17 protein-coding genes and 1 pseudogene are annotated in these 19,123 nt (G+C 70.8%); 9 read left to right on the plus strand and 9 right to left on the minus strand.

Annotated features, from left to right (window positions below; all coding sequences use genetic code 11):
- Window positions 1-164: 164 nt before the first annotated feature.
- Window positions 165-1,091: a homocysteine S-methyltransferase gene (mmuM, locus tag AB5J50_RS38715; RefSeq protein WP_369263346.1), complete on the minus strand. Its 927-nt coding sequence runs from the start codon at window positions 1,089-1,091 to the stop codon at window positions 165-167.
- Between the two features lie 132 nt (window positions 1,092-1,223).
- Between mmuM and AB5J50_RS38720 the strand changes: the two genes are divergently transcribed.
- On the plus strand, window positions 1,224-1,826 hold the full coding sequence (locus AB5J50_RS38720) for a nitroreductase family protein (RefSeq protein WP_369263347.1): 603 nt from the start codon (window positions 1,224-1,226) through the stop codon (window positions 1,824-1,826).
- A gap of 38 nt (window positions 1,827-1,864) precedes the next feature.
- Here AB5J50_RS38720 and AB5J50_RS38725 read toward each other — a convergent pair whose 3' ends face one another.
- Window positions 1,865-3,961 carry an autotransporter gene (locus AB5J50_RS38725; RefSeq protein ID WP_369265629.1) on the minus strand — a complete coding sequence of 699 codons (2,097 nt, stop codon included), beginning with the start codon at window positions 3,959-3,961 and terminating at the stop codon, window positions 1,865-1,867.
- A gap of 127 nt (window positions 3,962-4,088) precedes the next feature.
- A complete protein-coding gene (locus AB5J50_RS38730) occupies window positions 4,089-4,916 on the minus strand; it encodes an oxidoreductase (protein ID WP_369263348.1) in 828 nt (275 codons plus the stop codon).
- Between the two features lie 105 nt (window positions 4,917-5,021).
- Between AB5J50_RS38730 and AB5J50_RS38735 the strand changes: the two genes are divergently transcribed.
- Both AB5J50_RS38735 and AB5J50_RS38740 read left to right on the plus strand, forming a co-directional pair.
- Complete coding sequence (locus AB5J50_RS38735) at window positions 5,022-5,930, plus strand: LysR family transcriptional regulator (protein ID WP_369263349.1); 909 nt, start codon at window positions 5,022-5,024, stop codon at window positions 5,928-5,930.
- Between the two features lie 192 nt (window positions 5,931-6,122).
- The gene (locus AB5J50_RS38740) at window positions 6,123-7,532 is read left to right on the plus strand and encodes an RICIN domain-containing protein (RefSeq protein ID WP_369263350.1); all 1,410 of its coding nucleotides are present in this window, start codon (window positions 6,123-6,125) and stop codon (window positions 7,530-7,532) included.
- A 7-nt stretch (window positions 7,533-7,539) separates the two neighbouring features.
- Here the strand turns inward: AB5J50_RS38740 and AB5J50_RS38745 are convergent, their stop codons facing one another.
- On the minus strand, window positions 7,540-8,187 hold the full coding sequence (locus AB5J50_RS38745; protein ID WP_369263351.1) for an N-acetyltransferase family protein: 648 nt from the start codon (window positions 8,185-8,187) through the stop codon (window positions 7,540-7,542).
- A 52-nt stretch (window positions 8,188-8,239) separates the two neighbouring features.
- The gene (locus tag AB5J50_RS38750) at window positions 8,240-9,916 is read right to left on the minus strand and encodes a rhamnogalacturonan lyase B N-terminal domain-containing protein (RefSeq protein WP_369263352.1); all 1,677 of its coding nucleotides are present in this window, start codon (window positions 9,914-9,916) and stop codon (window positions 8,240-8,242) included.
- Window positions 9,917-10,107: 191 nt separating this feature from the next.
- Between AB5J50_RS38750 and AB5J50_RS38755 the strand changes: the two genes are divergently transcribed.
- The 3 genes from AB5J50_RS38755 to AB5J50_RS38765 all read left to right on the plus strand — a co-directional run bounded on the left by AB5J50_RS38755 (window position 10,108) and on the right by AB5J50_RS38765 (window position 13,184).
- Window positions 10,108-11,160, plus strand: a complete 1,053-nt coding sequence (locus AB5J50_RS38755) for a rhamnogalacturonan acetylesterase (protein WP_369263353.1) — start codon at window positions 10,108-10,110, stop codon at window positions 11,158-11,160.
- 81 nt (window positions 11,161-11,241) lie between these two features.
- A complete protein-coding gene (locus tag AB5J50_RS38760) occupies window positions 11,242-13,023 on the plus strand; it encodes a DUF2264 domain-containing protein (protein ID WP_369263354.1) in 1,782 nt (593 codons plus the stop codon).
- A 20-nt stretch (window positions 13,024-13,043) separates the two neighbouring features.
- Complete coding sequence (locus AB5J50_RS38765; RefSeq protein WP_369263355.1) at window positions 13,044-13,184, plus strand: hypothetical protein; 141 nt, start codon at window positions 13,044-13,046, stop codon at window positions 13,182-13,184.
- On the opposite strand, the gene AB5J50_RS38770 is transcribed toward AB5J50_RS38765, so the two are convergent.
- On the minus strand, window positions 13,174-14,562 hold the full coding sequence (locus AB5J50_RS38770) for a hypothetical protein (RefSeq protein ID WP_369263356.1): 1,389 nt from the start codon (window positions 14,560-14,562) through the stop codon (window positions 13,174-13,176). The two genes, AB5J50_RS38765 and AB5J50_RS38770, sit on opposite strands and share 11 nt — an antisense overlap.
- A 160-nt stretch (window positions 14,563-14,722) precedes the next feature.
- Between AB5J50_RS38770 and AB5J50_RS38775 the strand changes: the two genes are divergently transcribed.
- Window positions 14,723-15,181, plus strand: coding sequence for a hypothetical protein (locus AB5J50_RS38775; RefSeq protein ID WP_369263357.1), 459 nt, complete (start codon window positions 14,723-14,725; stop codon window positions 15,179-15,181).
- Window positions 15,178-15,951 (plus strand): isocitrate lyase/phosphoenolpyruvate mutase family protein, encoded by a 774-nt coding sequence (locus tag AB5J50_RS38780; RefSeq protein WP_369263358.1) that lies wholly within the window; start codon window positions 15,178-15,180, stop codon window positions 15,949-15,951. Before AB5J50_RS38775 ends, AB5J50_RS38780 begins: the two co-directional genes overlap by 4 nt.
- A 36-nt stretch (window positions 15,952-15,987) precedes the next feature.
- Here the strand turns inward: AB5J50_RS38780 and AB5J50_RS38785 are convergent.
- Window positions 15,988-17,292 (minus strand): annotated as a pseudogene (locus AB5J50_RS38785) (APC family permease); the annotation flags it as partial.
- On the opposite strand from AB5J50_RS38785, the gene AB5J50_RS38790 reads away from it, so the two are divergent.
- Window positions 17,260-17,724 (plus strand): Lrp/AsnC family transcriptional regulator, encoded by a 465-nt coding sequence (locus tag AB5J50_RS38790; RefSeq protein WP_369263359.1) that lies wholly within the window; start codon window positions 17,260-17,262, stop codon window positions 17,722-17,724. The pseudogene AB5J50_RS38785 and the gene AB5J50_RS38790 sit on opposite strands and share 33 nt — an antisense overlap.
- Here AB5J50_RS38790 and AB5J50_RS38795 read toward each other — a convergent pair.
- Window positions 17,696-18,517: an alpha/beta fold hydrolase gene (locus tag AB5J50_RS38795; protein ID WP_369263360.1), complete on the minus strand. Its 822-nt coding sequence runs from the start codon at window positions 18,515-18,517 to the stop codon at window positions 17,696-17,698. The two genes, AB5J50_RS38790 and AB5J50_RS38795, sit on opposite strands and share 29 nt — an antisense overlap.
- Entirely contained in the window at window positions 18,510-19,109 is a 600-nt protein-coding gene (locus AB5J50_RS38800) for a TetR/AcrR family transcriptional regulator (protein ID WP_369263361.1), read from the minus strand. Before AB5J50_RS38800 ends, AB5J50_RS38795 begins: the two co-directional genes overlap by 8 nt.
- Between the last annotated feature and the right edge of the window lie 14 nt (window positions 19,110-19,123).

A 19,123-nucleotide genomic window follows, 5' to 3' on the forward strand; every position in this document is an offset into this window, starting at 1 on the left:
CAGGGGCGCGGGGACGCTGCGCGACCAGCCCCCACCGCCCCGCAGACGACAAACAGCCCCGGTCTTTTCAGGGGCGCGGGGAACTGCGCAATCTTTTGGGGGTCTGGGGGCGGAGCCCCCAGGAACGGGATGGGACGGGTAGGGGCGGCGGGGGCGAAACCCCGTTACGCCGCCCGCAGCGCCTCGCTGATCCCCGCGATCGCCCCCGGCCCCACCCGGCAGCACCCACCGACAAGCCGAGCCCCCGCCCGCTCCCACCCGGCAACCTGCTCGGCGGCGAACGTGGACCGCCCGGTCCACGCGCGAGCCTCCGCGTCCCACGCCTCCCCGCTGTTCGGATAGACGACAACCGGCTTGCCGGCGACGCGCGCCGCGGTCGCGATCGCGGAGTCCACATCCTCCGGAGCACAGCAGTTCACACCGACCGCGATGATCTCGTCCGCGTCGGCGGCCAGAGCGAAGGCCTCCTCCAGTGGCTGCCCGGCCCGCGTACGGTCTCCGGCGACGCTGTACGACAGCCACGCCGGCACACCGAGCCCCCGCACACCCCGCAGCAGCGCCCGCGCCTCGTCGGCGTCCGGCACGGTCTCCAGGGCCAGCACGTCGGGCGCGGCGGCGGCCAGTACCTCCAGACGCGGGCGGTGGAACCGCTCCAGCTCGGCCACGCTCAGCCCGTACCGCCCCCGGTACTCCGACCCGTCCGCGAGCATCGCCCCGTACGGCCCGACCGACGCGGCCACCCACAGCGGCCGTGAGACGCCCTTCGTGTGTGCGCGCCGGGCGGCCTCGCGGGCCAGCTCGACGCTGAGGCCGAGAAGTTCGGCGGCCCTCTCGTGGGGGATGCCGCGCTTGGCGAAGCCTTCGAAGGTCGCCTGGTAGCTCGACGTGATCGCCACGTCCGCGCCCGCTTCGAAGTAGGCGAGATGCGCCTCGACGATCGCCTCGGGCCGCTCCGCGAGCAGTCGCGCCGACCACAGCTCGTCACTCAGGTCGTGACCGGCCGATTCGAGCTGGTTGGACATGCCGCCGTCGAGGACGACCGGGCCGGCGGAGAGCGCGTCGGCGAGGCTGCGGGAGGTGTCGCTGGTCATGTCACGACGCTAGTCGATACGGGAGGCCGCGCCTCTTCGCGTCCACCAGATGAACAATTTGCCCGAGATGTGGGACGTAATTGCCCGAGACGTGGGACATAGGAGTACCTGGCTCTGGCAAGGTCTCTCCGCATGGAATTCTCCGAGGTGGTCCGCCGCCGACGCATGATCCGGCACTACTCCGACAAGCCCGTGGCTCCGGAGGTGGTCGAGCGCATCCTCGCCTCCGCCCTGCGCGCGCCATCGGCCGGCTTCTCCCAGGGCTGGGCATTCCTCGCCCTGACCGATCCCGCCGACCGCGCCCGCTTCTGGCCGTTCGTCCCCACCCGTACCGAGCAGACGCCGACCATGCAGGACGCCCCGCTGGTCGTGGTGCCGCTGGCCCACAAGGCGGCCTATCTGGAGCGCTACGCCGAACCGGACAAGGGGTGGGAGGACCGCGCCGAAGCCCGCTGGCCCGCTCCCTACTGGTACATAGACACGGGGATGGCCGCACTCCTGATGCTGCTGAGCGCGATCGACGAAGGACTCGACGCCTGCTTCTTCGGCATCATGCCCGAGCACCTGCGGCCCTTCCGCGCCGAGTTCGGGGTGCCCGAGGCGTACGACCCGATCGGCGGGATCACGATCGGCTACCGCGCCGATGATGTTCCCCAGCAGAGCACGCGGGTCGCGGAACGCCGACGCGGAGCGGACGAGGTCATCCACCGCGGGCACTGGGGCCGACACCACTGAGCGGGAGACGTCACCTCATGGGCCGCCTCGGGGTGAGGTCACCGTGAGGCCGCGTGCCGTCGTCCGTCCTGGCGGCGGGCGCGCTTGCGCCGGGCCGAGGGTACGGCCAGCGCGCCCAGCAGCATCGGGACGAGCAGGAGCGGCCACCAGGTGCGCGTGTGGTCGGTCCTGTCGAGGGCGGTGTGCTTCACGGAAGGCGCGGCGGAGGCCGACGGGCTTGCCGGCGGATGCTTCGACGTGGCGGCCTTGAGGACCACGTCGTTGCCGTCGCCCCCGTGGTAGCTGATGCGGTACGTCGTGTCGGCGAGCTTGAGGGTGGCGCCCTCGGCGAGGTGGGTGAAGGTGCCGGTGGTCTTCTCGTGGCCCGTGTGGTCGAGGAGGGTGATCTTGGGAGCGGGGTCGGTCGCAGCCGCCGAGAGGTCCAGGTCGCCGGCGAGGCGGACGGCTCCGGTCACCTTCAAGGGCTTGTCGCGGAGGACCAGTTCGCCCTGGGCGTGCTGGGTGTAGTCGCCGGTCACGGTCAGAGCGCCCGCCACCACTCCCTCGTTCGTCAGCGAGCCCCGCACCGTGCCCTTGCCGGTGAGTGAGGTCGTCACCCGCAGGCCGGTCGCGCGAGCGTCCAGGCGTGCGCCCGGTGAGGTGAGCCGGATCGCCTTGCTGTGGGCGAGCGAGGCGCCCCCGGTCAGGGCGAGCGTGCCCTTCGTGACCGTCGTCGTTCCCGTGTACGTCACCCCGCCACCCGTGAGCGTCGTCGTCGCGGCGCCCGCCTGGGTGAACCCGCCGCTGCCGCCAAGTCGGGAGAACGACAGGGGAGTTGAGGTGTTGCGGACGATCAGCGTGCCGTCGTTCACCACGCGGCGCCGCTCCGTGCCCGTCATCAGCGCACCGTCGCCGCCCCGTTCGCCCGAGCCCAGGCGCAGCACGGCTCCCTTCTCGATCGTCGTCGACCCGTCGTAGTACTGCTTGGCCGCGAACGTGACGTCATTGCCCCGCGTCCCCTTGATCACGACGTCCCCGGCGCCGGGTGCGGCCAGCGTGTCGTGGTACCTGCCGCCGCCGATGGGGGCGCCCAGCGTGACCGGGCCGTCGTAGGCGAACGTCAGCAGCGAGCGCCGCCCGCTCGCCTCGTGCAGGTTGATGTAGACGGTGTCCTTGGTGCCCGGCATGAAGATCTTGTGGGTCGTACCGTCGCCCCACTGGACGTTCGCCCCCTCGATATTGGTGCCACGCTTGTTCAACTGGTGGGCGATCGCACGCCAGTTGATGCCCGGGTCGCTCAGGGACGGATGCGTGTCGCCGCCCCGGTCGCTGTAGCTGTACTGGCCGGTGAGCACCACCTTGCTGCCGGGCCGCGTATGGACGTTGACGTCGCTGCCGTACTCACGCTGGTAGAAGTTCTGGCGAAGGGTGATCGTCTGGTACAGCGGGGTGTCGATGATCCAGGAGCCCTGGTTGAGGACGGCGCGGGCGTTCGGGAGGGCCACGGGGTACTCGGGGCGGCCCACCGCCATGCCCGTGCCGTTGTCGATCACCCCGGAGAAGGGGTGGGTTCCGGCCAGGTCCAGCGTGCCCCACATGTTGCGGGGCTGGGTGACCAGGCCCGAGCCGCTGATCGTGCCGATGTTGAAGGTGCGGGTCAGGGAGAGGCGGAGGGTGCCGTCGACCCGGACGTTGAGCTGGTTCAACTGGTAGCCGGGCGTGCTGTAGGGGAAGTGGCCGATGAGGCCCGTCCCGCCGCCGGTGCCGTACTGCAGGGTCGTACCGCGGGCGACCGTGATCGCCGGCGGGTCGGGGTTGCTGACCGTGGTGTACGGGTGGTTGCCGCCCTGGGTGGTCACCTTCTGCCGCTGCCGGGCCGCCGGGAGCGTGAAGTCGCTGTCCTTGGTCAGGATCAGGGTCCCGCCGCCGCGCACGGTGAGTGTGCCCACGCCATGGAACACCCCGTCGTACGTCGTCGTACCGGCCGGCACGGTCACCACCGTGTCGCCGGTGAGCGTCACGTCCCGGCCCGCGAGCACATCGGCCGTGGCATCCCGGCTCGTGGCGGCCGTCGCGGTGGGGGAGGTGAGCATGAGGGCGACCGCCGCGAGGACCCCGGCGGCGGCCGCTGACTTGTGGGGGATATGGCTGCGCACATCATCGGAGACGGCCCGGACGGCCACCGATAACAGAAACTTGGCGACCGTCTCTCCCCCCCCCCGGCTGCCGGGTGCCGTGCCGGCGAAGGTTCCCGGCGCCGGGGTCGGCGTCAGGGGCTAGCCGTCACACGTCGAACGCCGTATCCCGTGCCACCTTCTCCCACACCGCGATCTCCGCACGCTGCGCGTCGAGCTGGCCGGTCACGGCATCGACGCCGTCGTCACCGAGCGGCAGCCGCAGCGGGGTGTGCTCGGCGGCGAGTGCGGTCAGTACCGCCGCGACGCCCCTCGCCGGGTCGCCGGGCTGGGCGCCGTCACCGGCGGCGACGGCCTGGCGGGTCGGGCCGACCGTGGCCGCGTAGTCGGCGATCTCCTCACTCACGCCGGCCGCTCCCATCAGGTTCGTACGGAACGCGCCCGGCTCCACGATCAGCACCTTGATGCCGAGCGGGCCGACCTCGGCCGCCAGCGCGTCCGAGAAGCCTTCGAGCGCGAACTTCGTGCCGCAGTACGCGGAGAACCCCGGGTACGTCATCTGCCCGCCCATGCTGCTCATCTGGACGATCGCCCCCGAGCGCCGCTCCCGCATGTGCGGAAGGACGGCCCGCACCAGTGCCGCGGGCCCGAAGAAGTGCAGGTCGAACAGGGACCGCAGCTCGCTGTCCGTGGTCTCCTCGGCGGCGCCGACATGGGTGCGGCCCGCGTTGTTGACCAGGACGTCGACCCGCCCGTGCCGCTTCACCACATCGGCCACGACGGAGTCGATGCCCTCCGGGTCCGTGACATCGAGGGCGAGCGCCTCGACCTGGTCGGGGTGCGCCGCCACCAGGTCCGCCAGTGCCTCGGGCCTGCGGGCCGTGGCGACCACGACGTCTCCCTCCGTGACGGCCGCCTCGACGAAGGCCCGTCCGAAACCGCTGTTCGCGCCGGTGACCAGCCACACCTTGCTCATGTCCGACTCCCTCGTACATTCCCTCGTGCGTTCTTGCCTTCGATATGTCGAGCTTCGCCCCGCACCCGCTCGCCCGTCCAAGACCCTTCGTGATAACCAATGGCTATGGCCATGGACGTTCACGGACGGGACCTGCGCTACTTCGTCGCGGTCGCCGAAGACCTGCACTTCACGCGTGCCGCCGAGCGCCTCTTCGTCTCCCAGCCCGCGCTGAGCAAGCAGATCCGCATGCTGGAACGGCAGCTGGGCGCGGAGCTGTTCGAGCGGGACCGGCAGGGCGTGCGGCTGACCGCGGTGGGTTCGGCCCTGCTGCCGTACGCGCGCCGGGTGCTCGCCGACTGGGACGCGGCGTCCGACGCCGTCGAGCGCGCCAAGGCCGAGCAGCAGGCCACCCTCGTCGTCGGCATGAGCACGAGCCCGGGGCGCGGCGGTCTGCTGCCGGCCATCAGGTCACGGTTCAGCGAGGCGTGCCCGGCGGCCAGGGTCGAACTGCGGCAGGTGAGCTGGACCGATTCCAGCGCAGGGCTCGCGGACGGCTCGGTGGACGCGGCGTTCGTGTGGCTGCCGGTGCCGGACGAGGAGCGCTACGAGTGGGTGGTGGTGGCCGAGGAGCCCCGCCATGTCGCGCTGCCGGACACGCATCCCCTCGCGCCCCGGCCGGAGATCGACTTCGCGGAGCTCCTCGACGAACCCTTCATCGCGATCCCCAAGTCCGCCGGTGTGCTGCGCGACTACTGGCTCGCCCTCGACGCCCGCGCCGGGAGCCCGGCGCGGATCGGCGCGGAGGCCGCGAGCGCCGACGAGACGTACGAGGCCCTCGTGGACGGCCGCGGCGTCTGTCTGCTCGCCGCGGGCAACGCGCCCCTGCTCACCCGGGGCGGCGTCGTCACCCGCCCCGTGCGCGGCATCTCACCGAGCCGGCTCGCCCTCGCCTGGCATGCGGGCGACCGCCGTCCGCTGGTGGGGGCGTACGCGGAGGCAGCCCGCCTGGCCTCGGGCGACCGCCCCGGCTGAAGCGTCCGCCGCACAAGTCGCAGGCGCTGTACGGGAAGCGCTTGCTCGAAGAGAAGTGTTCAGTTCTGTCCGACCCGTTGACCTTCCCGTAACACACCCTTACCTTTTCGGCGTTCGGTAATGGCAGATGTCGTTTCAAAATGTTGGACCTCTTTCGTTTCCTGCCACGCCCCCTCCTCCGAGAGGCATGAGATGAGACGTGTGTACGCAATCCTCCTCGCCCTGTGCTGCGCACTCGCCGCGGCGCTCGTGACCGCGGGGCCCGCCCAGGCCGCAGCCCAGACCATCACCAACGGCACCCAGTTCACGGACACTTCGGGTGCCGGAGTGCACGCGCACGGCGGCGGGGTCATCAAGGTCGGCAGCTACTACTACTGGTTCGGCGAGGACCGCAACGCCGACAACACCTTCAAGTACGTCGACGCCTACCGCTCCACCGACCTGAAGAGCTGGGAGTTCCGCAATCACGTCCTGACCCAGTCCAGCGCCTCCGAGCTGGGGACCGCCTACATCGAGCGGCCGAAGGTCATGTACAACGCGTCCACCGGCAAGTTCGTGATGTGGATGCACAAGGAGAACGGCGTCGACTACAGCGAGGCGCGTGCCGCCGTCGCCGTCTCGGACACGGTCGACGGCAACTACAGCTACCAGGGCAGCTTCCAGCCGCTCGGCCAGTACATGTCCCGGGACATCACGACGTTCGTCGACACGGACGGCACCGGCTACATGATCTCGGCCGCCCGCGAGAACTACGACCTCCAGATCTACAAGCTCACCGCCGACTACACCGGCATCGACAGTCTCGTCGCCGACCCCTGGCACGGCGGACACCGTGAGGCACCGGCCCTGTTCAAGCGCAACGGCGTCTACTTCATGCTGACTTCGGCCGCCACGGGCTGGAACCCCAACCAGCAGCAGTACGCGACCGCCACCTCCCTCGCCGGGCCGTGGACCGCGATGACGAACGTCGGTGACTCGACCGCGTACGGCTCGCAGACCGCCTACGTCCTTCCTGTGCAGGGGACTTCGGGCACCTCGTACCTCTACATGGGCGACCGCTGGGGCAACTCCTTCGGGGGCACGGTCAACGACTCGCGTTACGTATGGCTGCCGTTGACCTTCCCGACGACGACCACGATGTCGATGTCCTGGTCCCCGGAGGTCACCGTCGACACGACCGCCGGCACGGTCAGCGGAAACTCCGCCACCTACGAGACCCTGACGGCCCGTCACTCCGCCAAGTGCGCCGACATCCCCAGTCAGTCGTTGTGGCAGGGCATCGCGCTCACCCAGTACACCTGCAACAGCGGCAACAACCAGAAGTTCTGGTTCAAGGACATGGGCAGCGGCTACTACGAGCTGATGGGCCGGGGAAGCTCCCTGTGCCTGACGGAGAACGCCACCAACGTCACCCAGGAGAACTGCGCCGGCGCCACCACCCAGCAGTGGTCGGTCACCACCTCGGGCAGTTACGTCCTCATCAAGTCCCGCGCGAGCGGCGAGTGCCTGGACGTGAACGGCGCGTCCACCGCCAACTCCGCCGCGATCATCACGTACACCTGCAACGGGGGCACCAACCAGCAGTGGACACGCGGCACTTGAGCACCACCTAGAAGTCGACGCGCATGACGGCCCGCCGAGGGCTGGGGCGACTCACCTCGGCGAAGCCGGCGTCGGCGAACACCTCGCGACTGCCCACGTGGAGTTCGCCCCAGGTGATCTCCTTGCCGGGCTGGGTCAGCATCGCGTAGCCCTCCAGCGCTCGCGCCCCGCGGTCCCGGGCGAATCCGACCGTGGCGCGGGCCAGCGCGTAGGTGATGCCGCGTTTGCGGAAACCCTTGCGGGTGACGAAGCATGTGACGGCCCAGACGCCGTCGTCCGACTTGTCCTCGGCACGCCCGGTCCACGGGGTACGCGTGCTCAGCAGGCGCGGGTAGGCGGTGCGCGGTTCGACCGCGCACCAGCCGACCGGCTCCCCGTCGAGGTACGCGACAAGACCGCTGGTGGAGCGGGCCTCCGGGTTGTCGCACCCGGTCTGCTCACGCAGCCGCTCCGCGCGCTCGGCGTCGGGGACCGAACCCCACTGGGCGCCGCGGATCTTGTAGCGCTGGCACTGGCACTTGCCCGGGTAGTCGGTTGTCCCGAAGATCGCCCGCAGGTCGTCCCACGACGCCTCGTCGGCCGGAACGATCGTGAGCCGGTCGGGCGCGATCGGCCCGGAGGCAGCCGTCGTCTCGTCGCTCATGGGGGAACTCATGAGGGAAAAAGGTACCCGGCACCGCTGACAAGCGGTGCCGGGTCACGGGGGGTCAGGCCAGCAGATCCAGTGCGTCGATGGACGTTCCCGCGCTCAGGAACGCCGTCGTCCCCGAACCGCTCACCACGTCGATCTTCAGCACGTTGTACTGGCTGGTGTCCGTGAGCCACGCGCTGGCCGGAACGCTGTAGGTGAACGTGTTGTTGTTGCCGCGATACGAACCCACCGTCAGTGATCGCGTGCTCGGTTGTGTGGGCGGCGAGGGGATCGACGACACCCAGCTGTTGACGGTGACCTGCGGGCGGCCGTTGGCGTACGCCGTCGTCACCCCGATCCGCAGCGTGTGCGCGGCGGCGGCCTGCGCCGCGGTCAGCTTGAAGTAGACCAGCAGACCGCTGTTGACGTCCTTCCAGATGTACGCGGGGAAGGCCGACGTCTCGCTGCCGCTGCCGATCACCACGTTGCCGGTCCACGCCGAGGCCCGGACGTCCGACGGATGCGCGTACGTCATCAGGTCCGCGTTCTTGAACCCGCTCGGCGTGCCGTCCCAGTTGCCGATCCGCCAGATCGCGCTCGCGTTGCTCGGGTCGTTGGAGGAGGGGATCGCGATCGTGTTGAGGGTGGTCGTGGCACCCGCCGTGACCGTCACCGAGGTGGTGTAGACGGCGAGTTCGCCCTTGAAGACGGTCAGCGTGTACGTCCCCGGCAGGACGCCCGCGATCGAGTAGTAGCCGTCGGACGCCCGTGCCGAACCCCAGTACTGGGCACCGGAGTTGGCGAGCCCGACCGTGTACGCGTACGCCGTGTCGCGCCCGGAGATCCCGACGCCCGCGACCCGGCCGCGACCGCTCGCGGCGACGTACCCGGAGATGCCGAGCGAGTCCGCCCATGAGGTGCTGAGGGTACCCGGGTACAGCGAGGACGAGGGCGCCCCGCCGTCCGTGAGGGCGATGACGTACGGGCCCTGGAGCCCGAAGCGCTGGGCCTCGGTCTGGTTCTCGCCGTAGTAGAGGATCTCGTACAGCCCGCCGCCGTCCGCGCTCTGGTGGCGCAGCAGGGAGCGGTAGAACGGGCCGCCCGAGGCCTTCTCGTGGTTGCTGCGCACGACCCACAGACCGACGCTTCCGGTGGTCCAGCCGACGTAGTCGTAGTCGATGACGCGGCGCTTCGAGTAGTGCTTGGAGCGGGTCTGGCCGTCGGACTTCTGGAAGACGTCCGAGGCCTCGATGGTGGTGGGCGCGTATGTGTAGGAATCGGGCTCGTCGTTGAGGAACAGGCCCGCCTTGACCCGCACGATGTAGCGGGTCGCGCTGACCGAGGTGTCGGCCTTGTTGGTCCACAGATAGACGTTGTTCTCGCCGCTGCGGGCCGCGTAGTAGTGCTTGAGCGTGCCGTACGCGACGGAGACGAGGATCGTCGAACCGGACTGCGCGATCGTCACGGTGGAGGTGCCGAGCCCCGACTCGACGTGCGAGTTCTTGCCGCCGTAGCCCTGGTACTCCGTGCCCTTGTAGACCAGTGACGTCAGGTCGCCGTTGGTCTTGCTGACCTTGAAGACCAGGTTCGCGCCGGTGTCGATGACGTAGTTCGAACCGTCGTCCGTGTAGCCGAAGCTCGCCGCGCTCGCCGTCGTGGCGAGGGGGCCGGCGAGGGCGGCCGAACCGGCCGCGGCGGCGGTGCCGAGAACGAAGGTGCGGCGGCGGACCGGTCTGGGAGCGGATCCGGACATGGGGGTGCCTCCTTCGGGAGGTGTGGGGGTGCGGGTGTCTCGCAGCGTGACAGTTGAATCGATTTCGCGAAAGGCCTTACGTGCTCCTGGAGTTGGCAATCATGTGAAATCGATCCAAGGACTAGAAAGCGCTTGCTCGGAGCGGTACGGTCCAGCCGCCAGGTCCTGTCGCCCTGTTGGAGGAGCCGCACATGAGACGTTTCAACACCGCCGTGCTGGTGGCGGTCGTCGCCGCCACCGCGCTGTCGGTCACCCCGGCGCAGGCCGGGTCGGACGAGGGGTCGCGCGCCCTGGGCCTGGAGAACTGCACCGCGACCGCCTGCCACTTCGACGTCGCGCCCGGCACGTACGACGTGAAGGTGCTGCTCGGCGGGGACACCGCGGCCAGTACCGCCATCAGCGGCGAGACCCGCCGCTCCCTGCTTCCCGAGACCGCCACCGAGGCCGGCGGGCGGGTGGCCCGCAGCTTCACCGTGAACGTCCGCACCCCCGAGGGCGAGCCGACAGGGCCCGAGGGCACCCCGGGCCTGGACCTCGTCATCGGCGGTTCGGCCCCCGCGCTGGCCGACATCCGGGTGACCCCCGCTCGCCCGCACACCCGCCAGATCTTCCTGGTCGGCGACTCGACGGTGTGCGACCAGCCCGGCGACCCGTACTCGGGCTGGGGCCAGCAGCTGCCGCAGTACCTGCGCAAGGGCCTCTCGGTCGCCAACTACGCGGACTCCGGCGAGAGTACGGTCACCTACCTCGCCACCCCGGCGCTCTTCCCGACCGTCCAGCCGCTGATCCGCGAGCATGACCTGGTGCTCATCCAGCTCGCGCACAACGACAAGACGACCGACGAGGCGACGTATCGCGCGAACCTCGAAACCCTCGTCGCGGGCGTGCGCGCCCAGGGCGGCGAGCCGGTCCTCGTCACCCCGATCGTGCGCCGCTGGTTCAACGCGGACGGCACCCTGAACAACAACATCGCGCTGCTGGTGAACGGCCTCGGCGTCGACCACCCGGCCGTCATCCGCTCGGTCGCCGCCGCCGAGAACGTCCCGCTCATCGACCTGACGGCCAAGACCAAGGCCCTCGTCGAATCCCTGGGCGTCGAGGGCTCCAAGGCGATCTACCTCTACAACGAGAAACGGGACAACACGCACACCTCGGTGCACGGCGCGACGGTGTACGCGGGTCTGGTCCGTGACGAACTCGTCGCCCAGCATCTGGTGCCGGACGGCCAGGTGAGGGTGGGATGAGCCCCTGGGGCGTCCCGACCGGAACCGGGGCGCCCCAGGTATCCACCGCCCGGACCGCAGTGAGACAGGAAGCCCGAAACGATGCCCTCTGAGTCCGCCGAGTCCGCCGAGTCGGCCAAGTCCTCCGAGTCGTTCGAGTCCTTCGAGCTCTCCGAGCCTTCCGAGGACCGCACCCTCAGCCCGTACACCGGCTACACGCGCGCCCACTGGGAGGCGGTCGCGGACAACCTCCTCGCCGCCGTCGCGCCGTACGCCACCGGGGACGGCGCGCTCTACCACCTCCCCGGGGAGCACACGAGCTGGTCCGGCAGGCTCTCGGACGGCCTGGAGGGCTACGCCCGTACGCTGCTGCTCGCGGCCTTCCGCCGCGACGAGAAGGTCCTGGAGCGGTACGCGGACGGCCTCGCCGCCGGAACCGCCGGTGTCTGGCCCCGCATCGAGGACCGCGGCCAGCCGCTCGTCGAGGCCGCGTCGATCGCCCTCGCGCTGCGGCTGACCCGGCCGCTGCTGTGGGACCGCCTCGACGACGGCGTACGGCAGCGGGCCGCGGAGTGGCTCGGCGACGGCCTGACGGCCGAACCCTGGCCCTGCAACTGGGAGTTGTTCCCGGTGACGGTCGGCGGTTTCCTCCAGGAGATCGGATACGAGCCCGAGGCGTCCGCCGCCGCGATCGACCGCGGCCTGGAGCGCATCGAGCAGTGGTACGTGGGCGACGGCTGGTACACCGACGGCGACGGCCGGAAGTACGACTACTACAACGGCTGGGCGATGCACCTGTACCCGGTGCTGCACGCGTGGCTCTCCGGCGACACGCGCCTGCTCGACCTGTACGGCGGCCGTCTGGAGACCCATCTGGCCGACTACGCCCGGCTGTTCGGCGGTGACGGCGCGCCGATGCTCCAGGGCCGCTCCCTGACCTACCGCTTCGCGACCACCGCACCGCTGTGGCTCGGCGCCCTCACGGGCCGTACGCCGCTGTCGCCGGGCGAGACCCGGCGGCTGTCCTCCGGCGCCCTGCGCCACTTCCTCGACCGGGGCGCGGTGGACGACCGGGGCCTGCTCAGTCTCGGCTGGCACGGCCCCAACGAGGCTGTGCTGCAAGGCTATTCGGGACCGGCCTCCCCGTACTGGGCGAGCAAGGCGTTCGTCGGGCTCCTCCTGCCGCCGGAGCACGAGGTCTGGACGGCGCGGGAGGACCCGGGCCCGACGGACCGCGCCGACGCCGTCACCCCGGTCGGCCCGCCCAACTGGCTTCTCCAGTCGACCAGTTCGGACGGCCTGGTCCGCCTCCACAACCACGGCAGCGAGGACGTCCGCTACGACCCGTACTACACGCGGCTCGCGTATTCGACGGCGACGGAGCCGTCACCGTCGTACGACAACAGTGTGATCGTCGGCGACGATCCGAGCCGTACAGGCATCGAGCCGCTGGGGGTGGGCGAGGGCTGGGTCGCGTCGCGGCACACGGCGGGCGGCGGTGCCCGGGTCACCAGCCTGGTCCTCGCGCACGGCGCGGTGGAGGTGCGGGCCCATGTGGTGGCGGGAGCGGCCCCCGGGACCGGGGTGCGGGTCACGGGGTGGACGGCGAAGGGCGACGCGAGTGCAGAACTGCTGCCCGTGCACGGCCTGTTGGAGGCGCCGACGGACCTGGCGGACCCGACAGGCCTGATGGGCACCGTCACCGGAGAAGCCTCTCTCTTCGTGGCGCTCGCCCGCCTCACCGCCGAGCCGGACCCTGTTTCGGTGGCGGAAGCAGCGGCCGTGCGGGTGGACGGGACGGGGGAGTTGACAGTCACCTGGAGCGGAGGGCGCGAGGTCCGGGTGCGGCTGGGCGACGGTGTGGCCGAGGTACGCGGCCACTGACCGGCGGTTCGACGTGGACCGTGACCGGCACGTCGTATCTGAGCCCGCTCTCCCTCGACGCCGAGTCCACCATCACCGCCCCGTCCGGCGGAACGGTGACGATGACGGTGGACGGCACACAGACGCCCGCTCACCCCGGCATGAGGCGTCCTACGGGGTGACGCGAGCGATCTTCAGGGTCGTCGAGGTCGGGGACGCGCCGTTGAGCGCCGTGGTGTACGAGGGCGTGACGGGGGCGTACGCCCAGGTGAGCGCGCCGTTCGCCGACACGGCGATGTCACCGGTGATCCGGGCCCCGACGACCTTGTCCGCGCTCTGGAACTTCCCGGTCCAGTCGATGAGACGCAGGTGGGTGCCGGTGAAGGTCCCCGTGCAGGTGCCGGCCGAGCACTTGGCGTTCTTCAGGGACTCCCAGGAGACCAGCAGCCGGTCCTTGCCGTACGGGGCGACGTGGACGTTGACGTTCTCGGTGCCCTTGGCGCTGGTCAGGTAGACGGGCTTGCCCGACGGGGTGGTCTTGTTCTTCAGGAACGCCACCGCCACCTGGTGGGTGCTCGTCTTCGGCTTCACCGTCCAGCCGCGGCCGCTCGCGTCGTCCGGGTTCTTCGCGGCGGAGGCGGCGCCGCGGGAGGCGAACACGGTGGCGTACCGGCCCGTCGAGGACTTCACCAGGTCGCCGGTGCGGCCGGCGAACGTGCCGCCGCAGTAGCCGGCCCAGCACTGCTCGCGCTGCACGACCGGCGCGGTGTCGGGCGCGCCGATGCCCGTCGACACGAACAGGCCCGAGCGCCAGTCGTCGAAGCAGAGCGAGGTGAAGGCGCCGGACGTCTCGGCGTGCAGGGCGATGCCCTCGTTGTGGCTGCAACCCCAGCTCCAGCCACCGCTGAGCTTGGCCCCCTTGGAGCTGACGTACGTGAGCTTGTCGCCGTAGTGGCCGTCGGCGAAGCCCCCCGCGCCGTGCACCACGAAGTATGTGCCGTACTTGGTGCCGTTCCAGGTGAGCTGGCCGTCGAGGAGCGGCGCAGTGTCGTTCGAGGCGGTGCCCGTGAGCTTCGTACGGAAGGCCTGCTTGCCGTTCTTGTAGCGGACGATCGCCGCCGCCGTCTCCTTCCACTTGTTCGTGTCGGCGACGCGGGTCAGCAGCGCGAACCCGTCGTTGTGCGCGACGAGTCCGCCGACCTCCTTGGTGCCCTTGACCACCGTGTCGGCGCCGGAGCGCTTGCCCGTCGCGGTGAGCGGTGTGACATGGATGCCGTCGGAGGCGGGCCAGGCGACGCGCAGGGTGCCGTTCGGCGCCACGGCGGTGGCCGTCCGGGTCCACTCGCGGCTGTTGTTGTAACCGGCCGACAGATAAGGGAACTTCGCCGACAGGCTCACGGTGGTATTGGTGACGGTGAGGCCGGTGGTGGCCGTCGTCGCCCCGTTGGCGGTCGCGTACCAGGCCCCGGCCAACAGGGAGGCGGCCGCGAGCGCGCCCACGACGGGCTTGCGGGCGATACGGCGACGGCGGTGCGTTGTGGTGGGTCTTGCGTTGGTCATGCCGGGTAGTCGCCGCCGATGGCGGAAAGGTTGCCGCTGTGGCTGTGGCTGTGGCTGTGGCTGTGTCTGTGGGTGTGCCCATGAGTGTGTCCATGGGTGTGTCTGTGGCCGCGGGTACGGTTCGGCGGGCGCCGAAGTGTTCCGCCTCTAGCGTTCCCCCATGACCGATTCCCCCAAGGAAACACCTGCTGAAGCCGTTGTCGCCATGGTCGATCACGTCCTCGCCCTGGCGGCCACCTGGACCGCCTGGGACGGCAAGCCCGCGCACGTCGACGACCGCGTCTACACCCCGCACAAGGCTGTCCGCCGCGTCGCCGACCATCTCATCGACCACTTGGCCGAGCTGGAGGCCCGCCTCGTGGGCGAGGAACCGCGCCCCGACCACTGGCACGCGTCGGCGAGCACCACGGAGGCGGACCTCGCGCCGTTCACGCGGGAAGACCTGGACGAGGCCCGCAGCCGCCTCACCCGGCTCGCCCGGATCTGGGCGAACCGGCTCGGCACGCTGACCGACGACCAGCTCGACGACTCCCCGGGCGAGGGCTGGACGTTCCGCGAACTCGCCCTGCACCTCAAGGGATCGACGTACTACGCCGATGCGGTAGGAAAGCTGGCATGACCCCCTTCGCCGCGCTCCACCACGCCGACACCCCTCTGCTCCTGCCCAACGCCTGGGACCACGCCTCCGCGGCGCTTCTCGCCGCCCAGGGTTTTGAGGCGATCGGCACGACGAGTCTGGGCGTGGCCGCGCCCGCCGGTCTGCCGGACGGCGCGGCGGCGACCAGGGACCTGACGCTGAGCCTCACCCGGCTCCTGAGCGCCGCCCCGTACCTGCTGTCGGTGGACGCGGAGGACGGCTTCTCCCAAGACCCGTACCAGGTAGCCGAGTTCGCGCGCGAACTGGCCGCCGCCGGAGCCGTCGGCATCAACCTGGAGGACGGCCTCGGCTCCGCCGCACTGCACGCGGCGAAGATCGCCGCCGTGAAGGCCGCCGTGCCGGACCTCTTCGTCAACGCCCGCACCGACACACACTGGCTGGGCGACGGAGACAAGGACGAGCGGGAGACGCTCCGCCGCCTCGACGCCTACCAACAGGCGGGCGCCGACGGCGTGTTCGTCCCGGGCCTGACCGACCCGTCCCGGATCACCGCCCTGCTGAAGACCCTCGACGTCCCGCTCAACATCCTCTACTCGCCCTCAGGCCCGACCGTCGCCCACCTCGGCGACCTGGGTGTAAGCCGGATCAGCCTCGGCTCGCTGCTCTACCGGCGGGCGCTCGGCGCGGTCCTGGAGGCGGTGGCGGACATCCGGGGCGGGCGGTCGCCTCAGGGCACTGTGCCGTCGTACGACGAGGTGCAGGCGCTCAGCGCAGAGCGCCGCGACTCCTAGCACCGCCGGAACCATCACATACGGCCCGCAGAAGGCCAGGACGACCGTGACCAGTGCGGTTCCGGCGATCGCACAGCGGTGCAGGGCGCTCCGCCGGGGAAGGAGCACGACCGCTGCGAGCATCCCGGCCAAGGTGACGGCGGCGAGGCAGGCCGAGGTCGCCCGCAGCAGCACCTCCAGACCGAGGACGCCGTGCGCGCCGCTCATGCCGGGCGCCGCGGCGAGCAGCACCGCCGCGCACGCCACCGCGAGGAGCGTCAGACTCCGTCGCGTGCCGAGCGCCAGCGGCCGGGGCAGCGAGCCGTCCCGGGCGAGCGCGGCGCCCAGCCGGGCACCACCCGCCAGATACGCGTTGACGGCGCCGAAGGTCAGCAGCACCGCGGCCCCCGCGGCGACCCCACGGGCGTACGAGCCGATGCCGCGCTCCAGGACGAGGGTGAGCGGCGTCGACGTGGTCCCGGCCAGGGCGCCCAGCACGCCGATGGTGACCACCGCGAGGCCGAGGTAGAGGCAGGAGACGACGGCCCAGGCGAGCAGGGTCACGCGGGGCAGATCGCGTTCCGGATCGGTGAACTCGCCTGAGAGGTGGCTGATCGCCTCCCACCCCGCGAACGCGAAGAACAGCACGCTCACCGCGCTGCCGACCGAGGACCAGCCGTGCGGCAGGAACGGCGTGAAGTGCGCGCCCCGGACGTGCGCCGAGCAGACCGCGACAGTCAGGCACAGGAGCAGGACAAGCAGTCCCGCCATGAGCACTTGGACGCGCCCCGACACCCGCAGACCCAGCAGATTCGCCAGCACCGCGGCGGCCAGCACCAGGGCGGCCACCACCGACGCCGCCGCACCGTCCCAGCCCGCTGCCGCGGCCACGTATTCGCCGCCGATCAGGGCCGCGGCGGGCACACCGAGCGGAATGGCCCAGTAGAACCACCAGCCGACCGGCGCGGCGGCGCCCGCCCCGAAGGCCTGGCGGACGAACGCCGAGACGCCGCCCCCGTCCGGGTGGCGGGCGCCGAGCGCCGCGAACACCAGGGCGACCGGCAGGCTCAGCGCGATGAGCCCGGCCCAGGCCAGGACCGACGCGGGCCCGGCCGCCGCGGCGGCCGAGGACGGCAGGGCCAGCACGCCGGGCCCCAGGACGGCTCCCATGCACAGGGCCGTGCCGGTACGCAGCCCGAGCCCCGTTCGTACGTTCGTCACCACGACTCCCCGCTCACTGTTCGGTAGCTGGCTCCGAACGTAGGCAGGGCGGATGGCAGGCAGCGGATCAGCCGAATTGAATTCGGTGGAGACGACACAATGGCGCCCATGGATGAACTTGATTCGGCGATCGTGGAGCACCTCCAGCGCGATGCGCGGCAGACCAACCGGGAGTTGGCCCGCAAGCTCGGCATCGCGCCGTCGACCTGTCTGGAACGCGTGCGTGCGCTGCGCAACCGCGGGGTGATCACGGGCTATCACGCGGCCGTGGACCTCCGCGCCCTCAACCGCCCCGTGCAGGCTCTGCTCTCCGTGCAGGTACGGCCGTTGAGCCGTGAGGTCATCGAAGGCTTCAAGACGTACGCCGCCGGTCTGCCGGAGGTCCTGTCGGTCTTCGTCGTCGCGGGCAGCGAGGACTTTCTCGTCCACGTCGCCGTGCCGGACGTCGACCAGTTGCACTCGTTCCTGCTGGACCGCTTCAGCAAGCGACGCGAGATCGTCAACTTCCGCAGCTCGGTGATCTACCAGCACCTGAGCAATCCGGTCACGACTCCGCTGGGCCCGGCCGAGTGAGCGTCCGCGCCAGCAGGTCCGCGAACTCGACGGGGTGTTCCAGACAGCCCAGGTGACCGCCGGGGAACTCGACGAGGTCGGCGCCGCTGTGTTCGGCGAGCAACATGGCCGTACGGTGCGGGAGTTGGTGCCGCGAGTCGCGGCCCGCGCCGAGGGTGAGCCGGGAGGACAGTCGCTTGAGGGTGTCCAGGTCCGGTGTGTGGGTGGCGAAGGGGCGCAGGACGTGGGCGAGGAAGATGCCCATGGGGGTGCCCGTGCCCGTGCCCGTGTCCATGCCGGCCGGGCGTGGCGACGGCGTCGGGGGAGTCCAAGTGCGGTACTCCAAACCGGCGTTGAGGCGTGCCATCGCGGGCCCGACACCCTCCGCGCGGCAGATCGCATCCACCTCCCCGACCATCGCCCGCTGCCGAGCCGCGTCGGGCAGTACCTCCACGGTCGGGGGCTCGTGTGCGACCACGCGTCGCAGCCGTTCCGGGTGGCGGGTCAGCAGGTCCAGGGCGACGATGCCGCCGGAGCTGGTGCCGAAGACGTACGCGGACTCGCCGTCGGGAAGCACCGCTTCGAGGAGGCGGTGGGCGTTGTCGCTCCACGTCTCCACCCGTTGGTCACCGACCGGCTCGTCCAGCGGCCCGCGCGACAGCCCCAGCGGGTCGTACGTCACCACGGTGAACCGTTCGGCGAGGCGCGCGGTGACGGCCTCCAGGCCCATGGGGTGACCGGCCCCGCCGGGGATGACCAGCAGCACGGGCCCGCTGCCGCACACGTCGTAGGCGTAGGGCAGATGGTCACTCATCAGCGTCTTCCTTACCGTCTTCCTTCGTCCGCGGCCAGTTCTCCAGGGCCACGTGCAGGGCGTCCAACGCGCGCTCCCAGGACAGCTGTACGTCACGGGCGGCGCCGAATCCGCCGATCGCTTCGAGGTTGCAGTAGCCGTGGAAGGTGCTGCGCAGCAGGCGTACCGCGTCGGTGAGGTCGGGCTCGGACAGCCCGTACGCGCGCAGCATGCCGTACGTGACCTCGGCCGTGCGGAGGTACGTCGTGGACCCGGCGATCACGGCGGGGTCCTGCTGGGTGTGCGTGGCGCGGTAGCGGCCGGGCCGCTCCAGGGCGTACTCGCGGTAGGCGCCCGCGAAGGCGACGAGCGCGTCCTTGCCCGCGCGCCCCGCCACGGCGGTGGCGATCCGGTCGATCATCTCGCCGGCCGCGAGCAGCCCGATGCGCGAACGCAGGTCCTGCACGCTCTTGACGTGCGAGTACAGGCTCGCGTCCTTCACCCCGAACTGCCGTGCCAACGCGGACACGGTCACGTTCTCGAAGCCGACCTCGTCCGCGAGATCGGCCGCGGCTTCCACGACACGTTCGGTCGTGAGCCCGACGCGAGCCATGGGACCACCTCACA

Source organism: Streptomyces sp. R35, from assembly GCF_041053035.1.
GTDB lineage: Bacteria > Actinomycetota > Actinomycetes > Streptomycetales > Streptomycetaceae > Streptomyces > Streptomyces lutosisoli.